The sequence below is a fragment of the Pseudomonadota bacterium genome, assembly GCA_034189865.1.
Taxonomy (GTDB): Bacteria; Pseudomonadota; Gammaproteobacteria; order UBA5335; family UBA5335; genus JAXHTV01.
Window position 1 is genome coordinate 27115 of the sequence record JAXHTV010000009.1, and the last position, 19597, is coordinate 46711.

A 19597-nucleotide genomic window follows, 5' to 3' on the forward strand; every position below is an offset into this window, starting at 1 on the left:
AACATGCATGGGCGGGGCGCCCGATGGGAGATCCCAAATGAAAATCGCCGTTATCGGAAGTGGTATTTCCGGTCTATCAGCCGCGTGGTTGCTGCAGACGCGTTACGACGTCACCGTCTATGAGCAAAATCAATACATCGGCGGACACACGCACACGGTCGATGTGCCCCGTAGCGGCGATAGCATGGCTGTCGATACAGGCTTTATCGTTTACAACGAGCGTAACTACCCTCATCTGACCGCATTGTTCGACCATCTCGGTGTAGAAACCCGGGGTAGTGATATGTCCTTCGGCGTATCGCTGGACAATGGCCGGGTGGAATACGCCGGGGACAACCTGAACACCCTATTCGGTCAGCGAAAGAATTTTTTCCGGCCTTCCCATTGGCGCATGATCCGGGAGATTCTGCGGTTCAATCGTCAAGCCAAAAGTCTGTTGGGCGACCCGGTGCTGGAGGATCAGACGCTCGGCGCTTTCCTGGACGACAACGGCTACAGTCAGGCATTGCGGGATCGCTACTTGATCCCTATGGCCGCCGCCATCTGGTCGTGTCCGCCCCGAACAATGCTTGGGTTCCCAGCCGCCAGTTTTCTGCGGTTCTTCGACAACCATGGATTGTTGGACCTGTCTGGCAGACCGGTTTGGCGGACCGTGGTGGGCGGCAGCCGCGAGTATGTGCGCCGTTTGACGGCCACTTTCGCCAACCGAATTCAGGTCGGCTGCCCCGCAGTTCGGGTGGTTCGGGATGCTGGTGGCGTGACGGTGATCGATGGTGAAGGGCGGAAGGTCCGGTATGACCAAGTTGTGTTCGGGTGTCATGCCGATCAGGCGCTGCAACTGATCGATCGGCCCAGTGTGTGGGAGACGAAGCTACTCACCGCCTTCCGCTATCAACCGAATCGTGTTTATTTGCATACCGATGAGCGTTTGATGCCGCGGCGGCGAAACGTCTGGGCTTCCTGGAACTATGTCTCCAACCGATCGGACGGCGGCGAGCGGGATGTGTCTGTGAGCTACTGGATGAATCGTCTGCAAGGCCTATCCGGAGATACCCAGTACATCGTCTCTCTTAATCCGGTGCGCAAGCCTCGCGCTTCCCACGTGATCGGGGTGTATGACTACGATCACCCGGTGTTTTCTCTCTCGGCCATGCGGGCGCAGCCACTGTTGGATCGGCTTCAAGGCCAGAACCATAGTTGGTTCTGTGGCGCTTACTTCGGTTATGGTTTTCACGAAGACGGCTTACGATCCGGCGTGCACTTGGCCGCCCGGCTTGGTGTGCCCGCGCCCTGGATGGAGGGTGCAACCCCGCTGAAGCAATCGGCAGTGATCGCCGGGGTAGACAGCATCGACGTCGACGGTGTCGCGAACATCGGTTGAGGGGACGGCATGAACGAACGGCTCTACCAAGCGACTGTGACACACGCCCGCCCCGGGCCTCCGGCCTATCGTTTTCACTACCGTGTGTTCAGTTTTTTACTGGATCTCGATGGTCTGGCTCAGCTCGACCGACGCTTGAAGTGGTTCTCTTACAATCGCCGCAACCTGGTCAGCTTTTACGATGCCGATCACGGGCCGCGCGACGGCACCCCCTGCCGGCAGTGGTTGGACTCACTTTTGCGCGACGCCGAGGTCGACTTGGCCGGCGGCTCGATTCGTGTGCTGTGTTTTCCGAGGGTCCTCGGGTATGTCTTTAATCCCTTGAGTGTTTGGTATGCCTACCATGCCGACGGTAGTTTGCGGGCAGTAGTTTGCGAAGTCAGCAACACCTTCGGCGAGTTTCACTGGTATCTGCTGAAGAATGATGACGGGCGCCCGTTGGATCCGTCGGATCCTCCGTCTAAACAAAAGGCGTTTCACGTTTCGCCATTTTTCAGCGTCGAGGGCGAGTACCGCTTCCGCTTCCGAATGCCCGATGAGCGTGTGGGTGTGGAAATCGATTACCTCGTCGACGGCCTTCCCGTGCTGTATGCCACTCTCCATGGTCGGGCGCAGGCACTGACCGACCGGGCGATTTTGCTTCGATTGCTCGGTATGCCGCTCATGACATTGAAAGTGACGGCAATGATCTACTGGCAGGCTCTCAAGCTGTGGTTGCGGGGAGCTTCGTTTCATCCTAAACCGGCGACGCCGCCGCATACGAGGAGCAGTTCATCATGAATTCTCAGAATCGAGCGAATGCCCTGAGTCAACCTCTTGATTTCCGTGGGACACCATGGTCCATGAGGCTATTCGGCCGCGTTCTGGACCGAATTGGCGTGGGCAGTATTCGGCTCGAGACCGCGCGAGGTTTGGTGCGTGAATTTGAAGGTCATGAGCCGGGGCCGGCCGTCAATGCCCGGATTAACCGTAACCGCGTCGCTTGGCGTTTTCTGCGCGGCGGCGATACAGGATTGCTCGAATCCTACATGGATGGCGACTGGGATACCGATGACTTGGCTGATTTCCTGACTTGGGGAGCGATGAATGAGGAAGCGTTCGGCGAGGTGCTTAACGGGCTTCGTTATGCGCGCGTCTTCCGGGGGATTTTGCATGCGTTGAATCGCAACAGTCGCGCCGGTAGTCGACGCAATATCGCCCGACATTACGACCTGGGCAACGATTTCTACGCCTTGTGGCTGGATCCGACCATGACCTATTCCAGCGGCATCTTCGCGACGTCCGATGCCACCCTCGAGCAGGCGCAAATCGAAAAATATCGTCGCATGCTGGCGCGGTTGGATCTGAGGAGCGATCACCATTTGCTCGAGATCGGTTCCGGATGGGGCGGATTTGCCTTGTATGCGGCCCAACAAACGGGCTGTCGCGTCACCAGTATTACCTTGTCCAAAGAACAGCTCGATGAGGCGCGCCGGCGCGCCCAGGTGGCGGGTCTGGCCGATCGGGTGCGGTTCGAATACCGTGACTATCGTGACGTCGATCAAACCTATGATCGCGTCGTCTCGATCGAAATGTTCGAAGCGGTGGGTGAAGAATTCTGGCCGGTCTATTTTAAAACCTTGCATGATCGGTTGGTGCCCGGCGGCCGCGCGGCATTACAGGTGATCACTATCGATGATGATTGTTTTGAGGACTATCGCCGCGGCGTAGATTTCATTCAGCGCTATATCTTTCCAGGCGGCATGCTGCCTTCGCCGAAAGTGTTCGAGTCCCACGTTGAGGGGGCAGGCCTTCGAACCGTCAACCGCGATTTCTTCGGTCAGGATTACGCCGAAACGCTGGCGTATTGGGATCGGAACGTCACCCAAGTCAGCGATCGCTTGATCGAGATGGGCTATGACATGCGGTTTCAGCGTATGTGGCACGCCTATCTGGCTTACTGTCAAGCGGGCTTTCGGCTCGGGCGCATCGATGTGATGCAAACCGCTTTGATTAAGTCGTGAGCACATTGGCCTCGGACCGGACCGTTTCCGGCGCAGATCCTGGCAGGGTGAGTTGGCCGGTTTTGGTGGCCTTCGGTTTGCCGTCGTTGCCGATGGCGGCCTTGGCCGTGCCGCTGTTTATCTACCTCCCGCCCTATTACGTCGAGGAGCTGGGCGTCAGTTTGTCGCTGGTGGGTTCACTGCTGCTTCTGGCCCGGTTGTGGGACGTGGTGACGGATCCGTTGGTCGGTATTGTGAGCGATCGGGTCACGACCCCCTTCGGTCGGCGCAAACCCTGGGCCTTATTGGGCTTGCCGCTGTTATTGATAGGCGTCTGGTTTTTGTTTTTGCCGGGAAGCTCGGCCAGCGGCGGCTACTTGTTGGTCTGGAGCTTGGTCGTGGCCTTCGGTTGGACCGTGATTTCTTTGCCCCACAACGCCTGGGCGGCCGAGCTCTCGCCGGATTATCACGAGCGCGCGCGCATCTATGGCGTCACGCAGGCCTTTGTGATTGTGGGTACGGTGGTCGGGGTTGTGCTTCCGGGGCTTGTTCAAGCGAACGGCGGCAGCCGTGGCGACGCCCTGGGTATCACGTTTCTGTTCGTCTTGGCCACTTTGCCCGTTCTGGGTTTGTGGATGATCTGGCGGGTGCCCGAACCGCCTGCGACCGATGCCCATGTGGGGTGGTCACACGGCTTTCGATTATTGGGGCAAAACCGGCCGTTCCGGCGGCTACTTATCGCCTATCTGATCAATGGCATCGCCAATGGCCTGCCCGCCAGTCTGTTCTTGTTGTACGTGGGGGCGTTTATCGGCGGGGAGAACAGCAGCGGGATCTTGCTATTGACCTATTTCGGCGCGGGTTTTGCGGCGCTCCCTTTTTGGCTGCGTTTCTTGCGCAGCCATAGTAAACACCGGATCTGGTGTGTGGCCATGTTGCTGACCTGTCTGGTCTTTGCGACGGTTCCCCTGATCCCGCCGGGACAGTTCTGGTGGTTCTTCGTGGTTTGTCTGTTGACCGGAACCACGGTGGGTGTGGATTTGGCGTTGCCGGCGTCCATTCAGGCTGACGTGATAGACGAAGATACCGCGCAATCCGGCACTTCCAGAGCAGGCACTTACTTTGCGCTGTGGGGTATGGCCACCAAGCTGGCCTTGGCCTTGGCCGTGGGATTGGCCTACCCGTTGTTGGACTGGGCCGGATTCGAAGCGGGTGAAGAGAATACGCGCTCGGCGCTATTGGCGCTGGCGCTGCTTTACGGGGGCGGCCCAGTGGTCGCCAAGCTGTTAGCGGTGGCGCTGATGTGGAACTTCCCGCTGACAGAAGCACGCCAGCGTGAGTTGAGAGAACAAATCGCATCCGTTCGTGATGGTAGAGATGAGGTGATGGTATGACACATCGATTGATCGGGCTCATTTTTCTAGCTGGTGCCGTGGCGTTGCTGGCCGGTTGCGGGACGGTGACCCCCAAAGCTTATGAGCAAGCCGAACCGCGCTTTGTTCTCGAGGATTATTTTCTCGGGAAAACCAAGGCGTGGGGGATTTTCGAGGATCGTAAAGGCCAGGTTCAGCGTCAGTTTGTGGTCGAGATCACCGGAGCCATGGACGGCGATGAGCTCGTGCTAACTGAAGATTTTGTCTACGCCGACGGCGAAGTGTCCCAACGGATTTGGCGCGTCCGCCGGATCGACGAGCATCGATACGAAGGACGGGCCGATGATGTCGATGGCGTCGCCACCGGTGAGAGCTATGGCAACGCCTTGTATTGGAGCTACATCTTGCGCTTGCCGGTGGGGGACGATGTCTACAACGTTCGTTTCGACGACTGGATGTTCCTGCAGCCGGACGGTGTGCTACTCAACCGGGCGCGCATGAGCAAGTTCGGTATTCATCTGGGTGAAGTGACTATTGCTTTCCAGAAAGTCGAGTGAGCGCGTGGTCTGCTCAGTCCAACAGATGATCGCTCAGCTCGTCCAGTTTTTCGATGGTGACATCCGGGGGCGTGTTGTTGGGCCAGTTGCGTCCGGCGGGGTTAAACCAGGCGGTTCGCAATCCGGCTTGGCGGGCACCCTCAATGTCGCTAAGAGGATCGTCACCCACGTGCAATACCGCCTCGGGCGCCACCCGGATCGTTTCGCACGCGGCCTTAAAAATGGCCGGATGCGGTTTTCGGTAACCCACATCCGCCGGGCTTACGCTGGCTTGGAATAGATGATCAATGCCGATCACGGACAGATCCGCATTCCCGTTGGTGACGCTGATCAAGGGGTACCGTTTGCCCAGGCGCCGAAGGGTGGGGATGACGTCGTCGAACAGTACCACTTCGTTTCGGGCCTGATAGAAGACGGCGAAAGCTTCATCCGCCACGCTGGCGTCATAGCCGGCATGCTGCGCCGCCAAGGATAAGGTTTCGCGGCGTAGAGCGCTGATGTCGTGGGCCAGATCGGCTCGGTTAGCAGCGACGCGATACAGCAGTCGCCGTAATTCTTCGCCTGGGTAGTGCTCCACGACTCGCGGATAACGACGGGAGAGCCAGTCCTTCAGTTTGTTTTCCGCGCGGAGCAGAACGGGCGGCATATGCCAAAGGGTATCGTCGAGGTCGAATGATATGGCTCGGATGGCTTGGCGAAGTAACACGTGCTTATCCCAGCCGGTGCTTGAGGCGGCGCAGGATGGCCCCCAAGACCGGGATGTGTTCGTAGATGTGGTGGGCGGCGTCCCAATAGTCGATGTGTTCGATGGCCCGGCCATCGTCCGCGAACAGTACTCGGGAAGTGCCGATGATTTCACGGTCCTTACTCGGTTGCCAGCGACGAAGCCGGTAGTCGAGGCGCCACAGCAGAAAGGCGTTGTGGTCACGCTCCGACCAATCGAGGATCGAAAAGTGAGCCGTAGCGCACTGCGTGAACATCCGTTCAAACAGTTCAATGACCACCCCGGTGCCGTGGATGTCGTTAAACGGATCCTTGAAATGAATTTCGGGCGAGAAAATCTCCGAGGCCTCCGCGGCAAGCCGTTCGGGTGTGAGCTCTTCGTAAAAATGGATGTAGCGTTGCAACGCCTCTGATGGCTTTGGATCGTTCATGATGTAACAGTGTTGTCTAACAAATATTGGGTTGTTCGTTATTCATAACGAATTGAGTTGATGGTATTATTACAAAAAATATGTCGTGGTCGTATATGTTTGAGTCAACATCAACAGATCAGAAAGGCAATCCCCCTTCCGGTGAGGGTGGCGCGGGTGGTTTGAGTCCCGATCAGGAGCTTTTTCCCATTCGCACCGTATCCAGTATCACTGGGGTTAATTCCGTCACTCTTCGGGCATGGGAGCGGCGCTACGGCTTGATCCGGCCCAAGCGGACGGCGAAAGGTCACCGCCTGTATTCGCGGGAAGACATTCATCGTATCAACCAAGTGTTGGGGCTGTTGGAGCGGGGCATATCGATTGGCCAGGTTCGCGCGGCGCTCGACAGCCACCCCGCGGAGTTGCCGGAACGCGCCGGTCCCTGGGCGGATTATGTCGCCCGGATGGTGGACGCCACTATTCGCTTTGACGAAAAAGCATTGACGGCGATCTACAATGACGCGCTGGCTTTGTATCCGGTCGAGTTCGTCACAGAACAACTGATTGTTCCCTTGCTCAAGGAATTGGGTCGCCGCTGGGAATCGGCGGAAGGCAGTGTCGCCGAAGAACACTTTTTCAGTGTTTACATGCGTAACAAGCTGGGCGCGCGTTTTCACCATATGTCGTCGGAATCCCGCGGACCCAAGCTTTTGTGTGCCTGTGTGCCCTACGAGCAGCATGAAATCGCCTTGATGCTGTTCTGTCTCGCAGCCATGGCGCGTAACTATCGCGTCGTGCTTTTGGGTGCGCAAATGCCCTTCGAAGACTTGCCTCTGGCGGCCAAGCGATCCAATTGCGACGCTGTTGTATTGGCCGGTTCGGAGGCTGCCTATTGGCCTGGCCTGGAGGCGGATCTGAGGGTGCTGGTCAAAGAGTCCCCTGTGCCGGTGATGATCGGCGGGGCATTGTCCACTAATCATCGGGACGAGATTTCGCGGGCCGGGGCGGCTGCGCTAGGCGAAGACGTCGCTCAGGGCATTCGCCGAATCGGTGAAGTGTTGGCGGTCAACTGAAATCCACCGTCGTTTGTTGAGCTTAAGCCGGCGGGTGATACGCGGGGCTGAGTTCGATCACCGCTTGAATCATGGCGCCGGCATGAGCGGGATCCACGCCGGGCGTGATGCCATGGCCCAGATTGAAGACGTGTCCGCTGCCCTGGCCGTAGCTGGCCAAGAGGCGAGCGACTTCCTCGCGAATGGCGTCGGGTGCGGCATACAGCACCGCCGGATCCATATTACCCTGGAGCGCAACCTGTTTCCCCACGCGGTTTCGTGCCTCTCCGAGCTCCATGGTCCAATCCAGTCCAAGCGCGTCGGCGCCGCAATCGGCCGAGCGCTCCAGCCACTGCCCACCCCCCTTGGTGAAGACGATTACGGGGACCTTGGCACACTGCGGATCGCGCTTCAGTTGAGCAACGATCTGCGAGATGGGATTTAACGAGAACCGAAGGAAGGCCGGTGTGGTCAAGACGCCGCCCCAGGTATCGAATATCTGCACGGCTTGGGCGCCGGCCAGAATCTGCGCGCGAAGGTACTCGGCGACGGCTTGTGTCAGCACGTCCAGCAGCTGATCCAGCAGTTTTGGCTCTTGGTAAGCCAGGGTTTTGATGCGCTCAAAATTTCGGCTCGATCCCCCTTCCACCATGTAGGTGGCCAAGGTCCACGGGCTGCCAGAAAATCCAATCAACGGCGTTTTCTCGGCCAGTTCCCGCCGGATCAGCCTGACCGCATTCATGACGTAGCCGAGATCGTCTTCCATGTCCGGAACGCGCAGCGCCTCAATTGCGCTGCGATGGTGCAGCGGCCGGTGGAATCGCGGGCCTTCGCCTTCGACGAAGTGCAGACCGAGCCCCATTGCATCGGGGATGGTCAGGATATCGGAGAAAAGGATCGCGGCATCCAGCGGATACCGGGCCAGCGGTTGCAAGGTGACCTCGCAGGCCAACTCCGGCGTGGTACATAGGGTCATGAAGTCGCCGGCTTGTTCGCGAACCCGCCGATATTCCGGCAGGTAGCGGCCGGCCTGCCGCATCATCCAAACCGGCGTGCGATCCACCGGTTGTCGTTTCAGCGCCCGAAGGAAGCGGTGGCTGGAAGGTTCGTTCATTGATGGCTCACCGGTGTGTTCCGACCACCCGGGCGATGGTCTCTTGGATCTCGGCTGCGGCGCGTGCCGGATCAGCGGCATCGCGGATGGGGCGGCCGACTACAATATAGTCTGTTCCCATCCTCAGCGCTTGCTCCGGTGTGACCACCCGCTTTTGGTCATCGACGGGGCGATTGTCGACCGGTCGAATCCCGGGCGTGACGACGATCAGTCGCTGATCCACCGAAGCGCGAAGCGGGGGGACCTCCATGCCGGAGGAGACCACCCCGTCACAGCCGGCTTCCAGTGCTCGGCGGGCGCGAGACAAAACCAGCGCCTCGACGTCACATTGGAATCCCAAATCATCCAGATCGCCCCGGTCCAGGCTGGTTAACGCTGTGACCGCCAACACGCCCAGCTCTCCCTTGGCTGCCGCCGCCGCTTCCATCATCCCTTGGTTGCCGTGAATGGTAGCGAAGGTGGCGCCGCGCTCGCTCAAGCGCCGCACCGCCCGGGCGACGGTCTCCGGGACGTCGAAGAATTTCAGGTCGACAAAAACCTTCTTGCCCTGCCCGACCAACCAATCCAGCAACTCGAAGTAGCCGCCGGCCATGAACAGTTCCATGCCCATTTTGTAAAAATGGACGTGGTTGCCGAGTCGCGTGACCAACTGCTTCGCGGATTCTGGATCGGGAACATCCAAGGCGAAAATCAACCGCTCGTGCGGCGGAATCGATTTTTCGGGATTTGGGACGTTATTCATACCAGTCCGTGCCGCACGTTCAGACGCCCAGGTACTCTAAAATTCCCTCGGCGGCGGTTCGGCCTTCGAATACCGCCGTGACCACTAAATCAGAGCCCCGGACCATATCGCCTCCGGCGAATACCTTCGGGTTGTCGGTCTGGAATTTTTGCTGTCCCCGGTGAACCTGAACGCGTCCGGATGGATCGCAGTTAATGTCGAAGGCATTAAACCAGTCTGCCGGGCTGGGCCTAAAACCAAACGCGACGATGACGCGATCGGCTGGGATGACTTCTTCGGAGCCGGGCACGGGAACCGGTCGCCGCCGGCCGCGTTCGTCCGGATCGCCGAGTTGGGTGGTGATGAATTTCACCCCTTCAACCCGTCGATCGCCGACAATTTCTACCGGTTGTCGGTTGAACAGGAAACGTACGCCTTCATCTAAGGCGTTGCGATACTCGCGTCGGGAACCGGGCATGTTTTCTTCGTCGCGACGGTAGGCGCAGACGACTTTCGCTGCGCCTTGGCGGATGGAGGTCCGGTTGCAATCCATCGCGGTATCGCCACCACCCAGAACGATCACGCGTTGACCTTCCATGCTGATGTGATGCGCGGGGTCATCCTGCAGCTGCATCAACCTGTGGATGTTGGATACCAGAAAGGGTAGGGCCTCGTGCACGCCTTCGAGCTTCTCACCCGGGAAACCGCCCGTCATGGCGTTGTAGGTGCCCATACCGAGAAACACGGCATCGTATTCTTCAAGCAGGTTTTCGAACGGAATGTCGCGCCCGATCTCGGTGTTCAATCTGAACTCGACACCCATTTCTTCCATCAACCGGCGCCGGGTTTGAACCACGGATTTTTCCAGTTTGAACGGCGGAATCCCGAAGGTGAGTAACCCACCGATTTCCGGATGTTGATCGTAGACCACCGGGGTGACGCCGTTGCGCACGAGAATATCGGCGCAACCCAAACCGGCGGGTCCAGCGCCGACAATGGCCACGCGTTTACCGGTCGCTTTGACATCGGATAAATCCGGGCGCCAACCCTGTTTCAGGGCCTCATCGGTGATGTATTTCTCGATTGAGCCGATGGTGACGGCGCCGAAGCCGTCGTTCATGGTGCAGGCGCCTTCGCACAACCGGTCTTGCGGGCAGACGCGGCCGCAGATCTCCGGCAGCGAGTTGGTCTTGTGGGACAGCTCGGCCGCCTGGAGCAGGTTGCCCTCACGGATGAGCTTTAACCACTGAGGGATGTAGTTATGGACGGGGCATTTCCACTCGCAGTAAGGGTTTCCGCACGCGATGCACCGATGGGCCTGTGAGGCCGCGGTTTCCGCGTCGAACTGACCATAGATCTCGCCCCAGCTTTTGATGCGGACTTCCACCGCTTCTTTGGCCGGGTCCTGGCGAGGTACGTCAAGAAAATGAAATGGGTCACTCATAGTCGCTAGAAATTCCGCATCCGTAGGGTGGGCCGATCCTCGTTCACGCCGCCGTGCGCAACGAGTCCAGGAGGTCTGCCAAGTCCATGGCCTTGGGTTTCACCAACCAGAATTGGCCAACGTAATCCGAGAAACTATCCAGAATTTCCTGGCCCCAAGGGCTACCTGTTTCCTGAACATGCTCTTTTATGAGATCTTTCAAGTAGACCCGTTGGGCTTCCATGTGTTCTGGTGTGACCCGGTGAATGTCGATCAGTTCGTGATTGTGCCGATCGACGAAATTGCGCTCCAAGTCCAATACATAGGCAAAACCACCGGTCATGCCAGCACCGAAATTGAGACCGGTGCCGCCCATCACGACCACGACGCCGCCGGTCATGTATTCGCAGCCGTGATCGCCGACGCCCTCGACCACCGCGATGGCGCCGGAGTTACGGACCGCGAAGCGCTCACCGGCCTGGCCAGCGGCGAATAATTTGCCGCCCGTTGCACCGTACAGGCAGGTGTTGCCCATAATGACCGTATCTTTGCCCACAAAACCGCTATTTGGGGGGGGGTGTAGCACCAGCTTGCCGCCGGCCATGCCCTTGCCGACATAGTCATTGGCGTCGCCTTCCAAATACATGTGCAGGCCACCGGCATTCCAAACACCAAAGCTTTGTCCGACGGTCCCGGAAAGATTGACCCGTAAGGGGGCTTCTTCCATGTTTCGGTTACCGTACCGCTTGGCGATCTCACCGGATATGCGCGCACCGATGGAGCGGTTGTTGTTCTGTGTGCGATAGGCAAACTCGCCGCCTTGCTTGGCTTCGATAGCCGAGAGCATATCGGCGACCATCTGCTCCGCGAGCTCACCTTTGTCGAACGGTTCGTTGTGCGGTTGCAGGCAGATCTGCGGCTTTTCCTGGCCCAATCCCAGGTCGGAGAGAATGGGGCTCAAGTCCAAACTTTGCATGCGTTGGGTTTCGCCCGGCAGGATCTCCAGCAGGTCAGTGCGGCCAATAAGTTCGTCCATGCGACGGATGCCGAGACGGGCCATCCACTCCCGGGTGTCACGCGCCACGAACAAGAAATAGTTGGCCACCATGTCCGGCAGGCCGATGAAATGCTTCTTGCGGAGCACATTGTGTTGGGTCGCAACGCCGGTAGCACAGTTGTTGAGATGACAGACGCGCAAGTACTTGCAACCCAGCGCAATCATGGGCGCAGTGCCGAAGCCGAAGCTCTCCGCACCCAATATGGCGGCTTTAATCACGTCGAGGCCGGTCTTGAGACCGCCGTCGGTTTGTAAGCGGACTTTGTCCCTGAGGTCGTTGGCGCGGAGGGTCTGGTGGGTTTCGGCTAAGCCCAATTCCCAAGGCGATCCGGCGTACTTCACCGATGTTAAGGGGCTGGCGCCGGTTCCACCGTCGTAGCCGGAAATCGTGATCAGGTCGGCATATGCCTTGGCCACCCCGGCGGCGATGGTACCCACGCCCGGCTCAGAAACCAGCTTCACTGATACCAGAGCAGACGGATTGACCTGCTTGAGGTCAAAGATCAGCTGCGCCAAGTCTTCAATGGAATAGATGTCGTGATGCGGCGGCGGCGAGATGAGCGCCACGCCGGGTTTGGAGAAACGCAGGCGGGCAATCACTTCATTGACTTTATGTCCTGGCAGTTGGCCGCCTTCGCCCGGTTTCGCGCCTTGTGCGATCTTGATCTGAAGCACTTCGGCGTTGACCAGGTAGTGGGGCGTGACCCCGAACCGGCCGGAGGCCACTTGCTTGATCTTGGACATCCGCTCCGTGCCGTAGCGCGAGGGATCCTCCCCGCCTTCTCCGGAATTCGATCGCCCCCCCAGTCGGTTCATGGCGATGGCAAGTGCTTCATGCGCTTCCGGTGACAGGGCGCCCAGAGACATGCCGGCGGTGTCAAAGCGCGGCAGGATATTCTCGATCGCTTCAACTTCGGAGAGCGGGATGACGGATTGGTCTTCTCGAACACGCAGCAAGTCGCGCAGGCAAGCCGGAGGACGAGAATCGACCAACGCGGAAAATTCCTTGTAGGTCTCGTACTCGCCGCTTTGAACTGCGGCCTGCAGTTTCGCGACCACTTCCGGGTTATAGGCGTGGTATTCGCCGCCGTGAACATATTTGAGCAAACCGCCATGGTCGACGGGTCGCCGGGGATTCCAAGCTTGCCAGATGAGCTGGCGAACGTCGTGTTCCAAATCCTGAAAGCGGGCACCCTGGACCCGGCTGATGGTGTCTTTGAAACACAGGTTCACCACCTCGTCGTGCAGGCCGACGATCTCAAACAGCTGGGCACCCCGGTAGCTGGCGATAGTCGAGATGCCCATTTTGGAAATAATCTTGTAAAGGCCTTTATTGATACCCTTGCGGTAGTTTTGAACCAGATTGCCGAGTTGGTCCTGCCGGATCTCCCGTGTTTGGACCAGGTCGTAGAGAATTTCGAACGCCAAATAGGGATAAATCGCCGTGGCCCCATAACCGAGCAAAACCGCGAAATGATGGGGGTCGCGTGCTGTTCCCGTGACCACGATCAGATTGGCATCGCAGCGTAAGCCTTTTTGTACCAGCCGGTGATGAGCCGCGCCGGTGGCCAGCAGAGCGTGAACGGGGTAGCGATCACGAGCCAGTTTACGGTCGTCGAGAACGACAAACACTTTGCCGGCCTGAGCCGCGGCCTCGACCTTGTCGCAGATGTCTTCAACGGCATCCTTCAGCGCCACATCCATCGGGTAATTGAGGTCGATGGTTTGGTGCTTGTAGCCGGAACGTTTGCTATCGAGCAGGCGCTTGAACTTGCCTTCGGTCAGAACCGGTGAGTCGACCACCAAGCGCGCCGCATGATCGGCTGTCTCCTCGAAGACGTTCATTTCCGGTCCGAGGCAGGTTTCCAGGGACATGACGATTTGCTCCCGAAGGGGATCAATCGGTGGGTTGGTCACCTGGGCGAACTGCTGGCGGAAATTGTCGTAAAGAGCGCGCGGCTGCCGGGACAGGACGGGGAACGGGGTGTCATCGCCCATGGAGCCTACGGCTTCCTGTCCGGCCTCACCGAGGACGCGCATGATCTGGTCCCGTTCTTCGAAGGTGACACCGAACGATTTCTGGTGGACCTGAAGCATCTTCCGGTCCATGGGCGAGGACGTCAGCTGCCGGTAGTTGAGTTTGGACTCCACGTGCCGGACGTGATGGCGCAGCCAATCTTTGTAGGGATGGCGCGATTTCAAGCGCTGGTCGACCTCTTCCGGTGAGATCAGCTCCCCGGTTTGGGTGTCGACAGCGATCATCTGCCCGGGCTTCAGTCGCCCCTTGCTGACGACTTCGTCGGGTGCGTAGTCATAAACGCCTACCTCTGAGGCCAGGGTGATATGACGATCGCGGGTGATGACGTACCGGGCCGGCCGGAGACCGTTGCGATCCATCACGCAGGCGGCATAGCGACCGTCGGTCAAGACGATACCGGCGGGTCCGTCCCACGGCTCCATGTGCATGGAATTGTATTCGTAGAACGCCCTAAGGTCGGGGTCCATGGTGTCGACGTTTTGCCATGCCGGCGGTATCAGTAGCCGCATGGCACGGAAGATGTCCATGCCGCCGGCGAGCAAGACCTCCAGCATGTTGTCGAGGCTGGAGGAGTCGGAGCCGTTCAGAGACACGATGGGCTGAATGGCCTCGATGTCTGGGATCAGTGGCGTTTGGAACCGGCTGGCGCGGGCAATGGCCCAGTTACGGTTGCCGCGAATGGTATTGATTTCCCCATTGTGCGCAAGATAGCGGAATGGTTGAGCCAAGCGCCATTCCGGCCAGGTATTGGTGGAAAAGCGCTGATGAAACACCGCCAGCGAAGACTCCAGCCGCTCGTCCCCCAGGTCTTTATAGAACAAGGGCAGATTAGACGGCATCACCAAGCCTTTATAAGCCACCACATCCACGGCCAGGCTGACGACATAAAAATAGTCGTCACGGTCGATGAGCACTTTCTCCGCCTTGCGACGGGCGATGAACAGGGCGCGTTGAAATTCGTCATCGGTCATACCTTCCGGGGCGCTGACGAAGATTTGCTCAATGCGCGGAAGGGATTTGAGGGCCTCGCTGCCGCAAGCCTCGGGGTCGGTCGGCACATCCCGCCAACCGGCAACCGTTACGCCGGTTTCTTCGAGGGCTTTGCTGAGTATGGATCGAGAGGTTTCCGCCTGCGGTTCTTCGGGGTTTAAGAACACCAGGCCCGCGGCATATACCGGCCCGAGTGAAAAGCCGTTTTCATCGGCCACGGCCCGCAAGAATCCATCGGGTTTCTTAAACAACAGCCCGCAGCCGTCACCGGTTTTGCCGTCGGCGGCGACGGCGCCGCGGTGAGTCAGTCGGGCGAGAGCCGTGATGGCCGTCCGGACCAGCCAATGACTGGGCTGATCGTCCATATGGGCGATCAAGCCAAATCCGCAATTGTCCTTTTCGAATTCGCGGCGATAAAGACCGTTGTGGTTCTGGTTCATGCGCTGCCTTGCTGATTCTCTGACGCGACGCGCGGCGGAAGCGATGTTCCAGCAGCCGACGGTGTCGTCAAGGTTTCGACGTCAAACAACGCCACGCAAGGTGACCCCCCCTTGCTCGTGCCCGCGTCAGTCATAATGACCGACTCTTAACGGGGTGCGCCGGGTCGAAACCAGTTTCAATTGGGTTGGGGCGGCCGGACAGTATAACGGGTGGTGGCACCGCGGTTCAATTTGTCGTGATCGAGGCGAGCAAGAAGATGTGTTCGAGCCGGTCCCGCGGTCATGTGAGCTCAGACGGGAGCTCGGTCACTGCGGGGGAACTCGCTTAAGGTTCGGTGTAGCTGGTCGTCGTCAAACTCCGTTTCGACGCTGGCTTGTCCGATATCGCGCATCAACACCAAGCGCAGGCGGCCGGCTTGGACTTTTTTGTCCACTGACATCAGTTCGAGAAACTGCTCGGCGTCAAGTTCGGCCGGCGCGGTTGTGGGCAATCCCGCACGGGTCAGTAGCCGGTGAACGCGAGCCACTGCGTCCGCTGAGAGCATGCCGATCTGATGAGAAAACTCAGCGGCCATGAGCATGCCCGCGGCTACGGCTTCGCCGTGTAACCACTTTCCGTAGCCCATGCCGGTCTCAATGGCATGGCCGAATGTATGGCCCAGATTGAGCAGCGCGCGCTGGCCCTGTTCTCTTTCGTCGGCTGCCACGATGCGGGCTTTGGTTCGACAGGAGATCTCGATCGCCTCGGCCAACAACGTTGGCTCCCGCGCCAGCAGGCTGTCTATGTGCGATTCCAGCCATACCAAAAAACCCGCATCGGCGATCAAGCCGTATTTGATGACTTCGGCCAGTCCCGCGCGCAGTTCTCGGTCCGGCAGCGTATTTAAGGTGGCGGTGTCGGCTACCACCGCGCAAGGTTGGTGGAAGGCGCCGATCATGTTTTTGCCCAATGGGTGATTCACGCCGGTTTTTCCGCCCACGGATGAATCCACCTGGGCCAATAGGGTGGTGGGGAGCTGCAGAAATGCTACGCCGCGCTGGTAACAGGCGCTTGCAAAGCCTGTCATATCGCCGATGACGCCACCGCCCAAGGCAATGAGCGTACAGTCCCGACCATATCGTTGTTGCAGCAGTTGATCGAAGATCCGCTCGACTGTATCGAGGGTTTTGAACTGCTCGCCATCGGGAAGGATCAGGCTGTCGTGTTGAAACTCGGCCAGACTGTCTCGGACGGTCTCGAGATACAGCGGCGCCACCGTTTCATTGCTGACCACCAAGACTTGACGACCTTTGAGATATGGCGTCCATGCTTCGGGCCGGCCCAACAAAGACTGCCCGATCATGATCGGGTAGCTGCGCGTGCCAAGTTCGACGGTGAGTGTGCGCATCGGGATGGTGAGGTCTCTCGTTAACTCGTGACGGGGTCGTCGCCGGATGAGTGCGAATCCTCGCCCGCGCTGTGTGCCCGCGCCTCAAATAATTTGTGGATTTCGGTTGCGACAGCTTTGGGATAACGATGGTCCGTCGAAATCGTAAGGTCCGCCAGCGCCCGATAAAGTTGCTCTCGTTGAGCCATGAGTTCGCGCAGCCGGGTCGCGCGGTCGGTGGCGTCAAGCAACGGCCGGTTGGTGCTGCGGCGGGTCCGGCGCAATTGTTCCTCTATAGATGTTTCCAGGTAAACGACGAAGCCCCGCTCGGTTAGGTGACGCTGGTTGGTCGGATCCAGGACGGCACCACCGCCGGTCGACAGGACGATACCGTCGAGTTCGGTCAGCTCCGATAAGATCTTTTGCTCCCGCTCCCGGAATCCCTGTTCGCCTTCCTTTTCGAAGATGAACGCAATGTCCACACCGGTACGTGACTCGATCTCCTGGTCCGAGTCCATGAATGTGTAGTCAAGGAGCTGGGCCAGGCGTCGGCCGACGGTGGTTTTGCCCGCGCCCATTGGACCGATGAGAAAGATTCGCTTCGGATAGTCGTTCGCCATGATGGGCGATATTGTATTCCAGGCGAACCGTTTGGTCTCGACCTTTTCGGTCATGCACCGGCTCGAGGCGGCTCGATTCGGGCCAAAAACAGGCAAAAAGAAGCCCGGTCGGCCTTGGGGTGCCGCCGGGCTAGGGTTTCGCGTGCGGGCGAAATCTATTCGAGGACGAGCCCCTCTTTCAGGATTTTCGGTGTAACGAAAATCAGCAGTTCGGTTTTGTTGTCCACTGTCCGTTTCTCGCGGAAAAGAGAACCCAGAATCGGGATGTCACCCAACAAGGGGACTTTGTTGTTGGACTCCGCGGTGGATTGCTCATAGATGCCGCCCAATACCACCGTCTCGCCGTTGTCCACCAGGACCTGGGTGTTGATTTCCCGAGTGTCGATACTGGGGATGAAGCCACCGGTTCCGGTGGGGACGTTTTCGCCCACGCTGTCGCGATTGACGATCAGATCCATGATGACCCGGTTGTCAGGCGTGATTTGCGGTGTGACTTCCAGAGAGAGCACCGCTTCTTTGAACTTGACGGCGGTGGCGCCGCTGGCAGATGCCTCTTGGTAAGGAATTTCCACGCCCTGGCGGATGGAGGCGGTCTTCTGGTTGGCGGTGATGACTCGCGGGCTGGCGATCACTTCACCGCGGCCTTCGGCCTGCAGCGCGGACAACTCGAGGTCGATCAGGAAATCCGTGCCCAGAACGGCCATAGCGATGGAGGCCGGAGAGCTGATCGCGGCAGGTAGGTTGAAGTTGAGCCGTGGTTCGGCCGCGTCCGGAACGGCTGTGGGATACACCGTGCCATTATCCAGCAAGGACTCCAGCGATTGGTTGATGGCCACGTCGGTACTGTCCAGACTGCCGCTGGTGGTGGCCAAGCCGCGCATGTTATCGAAATCGTTGAAGGCCGTAATGCCGAACCGAGAACCCACCGCGCGGGTGAAGTCATCGTTTGCCACCACGATGCGGGACTCGATCAACACCTGGCTGACAGGAACGTCCAGGCGATTCACCAGTGAGCGGATATCACGGAGCCGTGCCGCCGTATCTTGAACGAGCAGCGTGTTGGTGCGCTCATCGACAGATATCTTGCCGCGCGGGGACAGCAATGAGCTGTCCTTCGATTTGATCAGTGTGGCCAGATCGGTGGCTTTGGCATAGTTGACCTGGAGGAACTCCGAGCGCAGAGGTTCGAGCTCTTGAATCTGCTGGCGCGTCTCCAGTTCGAGTTTTTCCCGGGCCGTGATTTCTTCGGCGGGGGCGACGAACATCACGTTACCGACTTCCCGAGTGCTCAAACCCCGGCTCTTCAGGATGATGTCCAGCGCTTGGTCCCACGGAACGTTCTGTAACCGGAGTGCCATGGTGCCGCCGACGCTATCCGAGACCACCATGTTCTTACCGGCGACGTCGGATAGGATTTGCAGAATTGCGCGGGTCTCAACGTTTTGGAAATTCAGCGTAATGGGCTCACCTTTGAAGACGGGCGCTCTATCCGCTTCCAGCACCGATTCCAGCGGACGCCGGAATTCGATGGTTAACAAGTCGTCCGATTGATAGGCCAGTCGTTCGAACTCGCCGGTCGGGGTGATGACGATTCGAGTGTCTTGACCGGACTGGGTGGCTTCGATCGTTTTGACTGGCGTCGCGAAGTCCAACACATCCCAGCGTTTTTGCAGATCACGCGGAATTCGGGTGCCCTGCAGTGTAACGATGGTTTCTTTTCCGAGCTGCTTCATATCCATGACCGTATTCGGATCACTCAGCATCAGCAGAACGCGGCCTTGCCCGGCCTCACCGCGACGAAAATCAACTTTGGTTACTTGACGCTGACCGGTCGCGTCGCGTGATGCCTCACCGAATTGGGGGCTGCTCACGATGTCGGTACCGGGCCGGCTGTTGAGGGTGATTCGGATTTGATTGCCCATCACCGCAGTCGAATACGGGACCAGGTCCGCGAGCTCGATCACCACGCGGGTGCGATTGTTTGCCTCAACGACATTGACCTTTTGCGCCAGACCGACGCCAATCGGGAGTTGCCTTTCTTTGAACTGATTGCTGGTATCGGGCAGATCAAGCACGATCCTCGCGGGATCATCGATCGTGAAAGTAAGCGGCTCCATTGCCGGTTCACTCAAAGCCAGGGTGATTTCTACCTGGTCGCCGGTGGTGGCGACGAAGTCGATGTTGGTCAGCGTATTTGCTGCAAAGGCGTGTCCGGACACCAGCCAGAATAGGAACGCGAGGGCGGTAAATCGTCGGCTGCCCCAAAACTTTCTCAGGACTCGCATCATCTTCCCCTTATACTGATTCGGTCGGCGCGAGACGGTTGGTAAGTGCTTGATGGTCTGCATC

The 19597-nt window shown here is 58.7% G+C and carries 15 protein-coding genes; 6 read left to right on the forward strand and 9 right to left on the reverse strand.

The genetic code is table 11. From position 1 onward, the window contains the following. Positions 1-37 precede the first annotated feature (37 nt). From SVU69_06110 to SVU69_06130, 5 genes are all read left to right on the forward strand, one after another. Entirely contained in the window at positions 38-1381 is a 1344-nt protein-coding gene (locus SVU69_06110; protein MDY6942575.1) for an FAD-dependent oxidoreductase, read from the forward strand. A gap of 9 nt (positions 1382-1390) precedes the next feature. Further along, the gene (locus tag SVU69_06115; protein ID MDY6942576.1) at positions 1391-2161 is read left to right on the forward strand and encodes a DUF1365 domain-containing protein; all 771 of its coding nucleotides are present in this window, start codon (positions 1391-1393) and stop codon (positions 2159-2161) included. 62 nt (positions 2162-2223) lie between these two features. Further along, positions 2224-3384 (forward strand): cyclopropane-fatty-acyl-phospholipid synthase family protein, encoded by a 1161-nt coding sequence (locus SVU69_06120; GenBank protein MDY6942577.1) that lies wholly within the window; start codon positions 2224-2226, stop codon positions 3382-3384. Continuing rightward, entirely contained in the window at positions 3381-4757 is a 1377-nt protein-coding gene (locus tag SVU69_06125; GenBank protein MDY6942578.1) for an MFS transporter, read from the forward strand. The genes SVU69_06120 and SVU69_06125 overlap by 4 nt, the downstream gene beginning before the upstream one ends. Continuing rightward, the gene (locus SVU69_06130; GenBank protein MDY6942579.1) at positions 4754-5293 is read left to right on the forward strand and encodes a DUF3833 domain-containing protein; all 540 of its coding nucleotides are present in this window, start codon (positions 4754-4756) and stop codon (positions 5291-5293) included. Before SVU69_06125 ends, SVU69_06130 begins: the two co-directional genes overlap by 4 nt. Positions 5294-5306: 13 nt before the next feature. Here SVU69_06130 and SVU69_06135 read toward each other — a convergent pair whose 3' ends face one another. Both SVU69_06135 and SVU69_06140 read right to left on the reverse strand, forming a co-directional pair. Further along, positions 5307-5999 (reverse strand): HAD family hydrolase, encoded by a 693-nt coding sequence (locus SVU69_06135; protein ID MDY6942580.1) that lies wholly within the window; start codon positions 5997-5999, stop codon positions 5307-5309. Between the two features lie 4 nt (positions 6000-6003). Next, positions 6004-6447: a nuclear transport factor 2 family protein gene (locus tag SVU69_06140; protein MDY6942581.1), complete on the reverse strand. Its 444-nt coding sequence runs from the start codon at positions 6445-6447 to the stop codon at positions 6004-6006. Positions 6448-6542: 95 nt separating this feature from the next. Here SVU69_06140 and SVU69_06145 point away from each other — a divergent pair, with 95 nt between their 5' ends. Then, positions 6543-7499 carry a MerR family transcriptional regulator gene (locus SVU69_06145; protein ID MDY6942582.1) on the forward strand — a complete coding sequence of 319 codons (957 nt, stop codon included), beginning with the start codon at positions 6543-6545 and terminating at the stop codon, positions 7497-7499. 22 nt (positions 7500-7521) lie between these two features. Here the strand turns inward: SVU69_06145 and hemE are convergent, their stop codons facing one another. The 7 genes from hemE to SVU69_06180 all read right to left on the reverse strand — a co-directional run bounded on the left by hemE (position 7522) and on the right by SVU69_06180 (position 19596). Then, complete coding sequence (gene hemE / locus SVU69_06150; protein MDY6942583.1) at positions 7522-8592, reverse strand: uroporphyrinogen decarboxylase; 1071 nt, start codon at positions 8590-8592, stop codon at positions 7522-7524. 7 nt (positions 8593-8599) lie between these two features. Next, positions 8600-9334 (reverse strand): orotidine-5'-phosphate decarboxylase, encoded by a 735-nt coding sequence (gene pyrF, locus SVU69_06155; protein ID MDY6942584.1) that lies wholly within the window; start codon positions 9332-9334, stop codon positions 8600-8602. A gap of 19 nt (positions 9335-9353) precedes the next feature. Then, the gene (locus tag SVU69_06160) at positions 9354-10757 is read right to left on the reverse strand and encodes an FAD-dependent oxidoreductase (protein MDY6942585.1); all 1404 of its coding nucleotides are present in this window, start codon (positions 10755-10757) and stop codon (positions 9354-9356) included. 43 nt (positions 10758-10800) lie between these two features. Continuing rightward, entirely contained in the window at positions 10801-15261 is a 4461-nt protein-coding gene (gene gltB / locus SVU69_06165; protein ID MDY6942586.1) for a glutamate synthase large subunit, read from the reverse strand. A gap of 290 nt (positions 15262-15551) precedes the next feature. Next, complete coding sequence (aroB, locus tag SVU69_06170) at positions 15552-16649, reverse strand: 3-dehydroquinate synthase (protein ID MDY6942587.1); 1098 nt, start codon at positions 16647-16649, stop codon at positions 15552-15554. A gap of 20 nt (positions 16650-16669) precedes the next feature. Then, on the reverse strand, positions 16670-17248 hold the full coding sequence (gene aroK, locus SVU69_06175; GenBank protein MDY6942588.1) for a shikimate kinase AroK: 579 nt from the start codon (positions 17246-17248) through the stop codon (positions 16670-16672). A gap of 155 nt (positions 17249-17403) precedes the next feature. Beyond that, on the reverse strand, positions 17404-19596 hold the full coding sequence (locus tag SVU69_06180; protein MDY6942589.1) for a type IV pilus secretin PilQ: 2193 nt from the start codon (positions 19594-19596) through the stop codon (positions 17404-17406). Between the last annotated feature and the right edge of the window lies 1 nt (position 19597).

Coding starts and splice junctions, on each gene's coding strand:
- SVU69_06110 (MDY6942575.1), top strand. CDS start 38: ATGAAAATCGCCGTTATCGGAAGTGGTATTTCCGGTCTATCAGCCGCG.
- SVU69_06115 (MDY6942576.1), top strand. CDS start 1,391: ATGAACGAACGGCTCTACCAAGCGACTGTGACACACGCCCGCCCCGGG.
- SVU69_06120 (MDY6942577.1), top strand. CDS start 2,224: ATGAGGCTATTCGGCCGCGTTCTGGACCGAATTGGCGTGGGCAGTATT.
- SVU69_06130 (MDY6942579.1), top strand. CDS start 4,754: ATGACACATCGATTGATCGGGCTCATTTTTCTAGCTGGTGCCGTGGCG.
- SVU69_06140 (MDY6942581.1), bottom strand. CDS start 6,447: ATGAACGATCCAAAGCCATCAGAGGCGTTGCAACGCTACATCCATTTT.
- SVU69_06145 (MDY6942582.1), top strand. CDS start 6,543: ATGTTTGAGTCAACATCAACAGATCAGAAAGGCAATCCCCCTTCCGGT.
- hemE (MDY6942583.1), bottom strand. CDS start 8,592: ATGAACGAACCTTCCAGCCACCGCTTCCTTCGGGCGCTGAAACGACAA.
- pyrF (MDY6942584.1), bottom strand. CDS start 9,334: ATGAATAACGTCCCAAATCCCGAAAAATCGATTCCGCCGCACGAGCGG.
- SVU69_06160 (MDY6942585.1), bottom strand. CDS start 10,757: ATGAGTGACCCATTTCATTTTCTTGACGTACCTCGCCAGGACCCGGCC.
- gltB (MDY6942586.1), bottom strand. CDS start 15,261: ATGAACCAGAACCACAACGGTCTTTATCGCCGCGAATTCGAAAAGGAC.
- aroB (MDY6942587.1), bottom strand. CDS start 16,649: ATGCGCACACTCACCGTCGAACTTGGCACGCGCAGCTACCCGATCATG.
- aroK (MDY6942588.1), bottom strand. CDS start 17,248: ATGGCGAACGACTATCCGAAGCGAATCTTTCTCATCGGTCCAATGGGC.
- SVU69_06180 (MDY6942589.1), bottom strand. CDS start 19,596: ATGCAGACCATCAAGCACTTACCAACCGTCTCGCGCCGACCGAATCAG.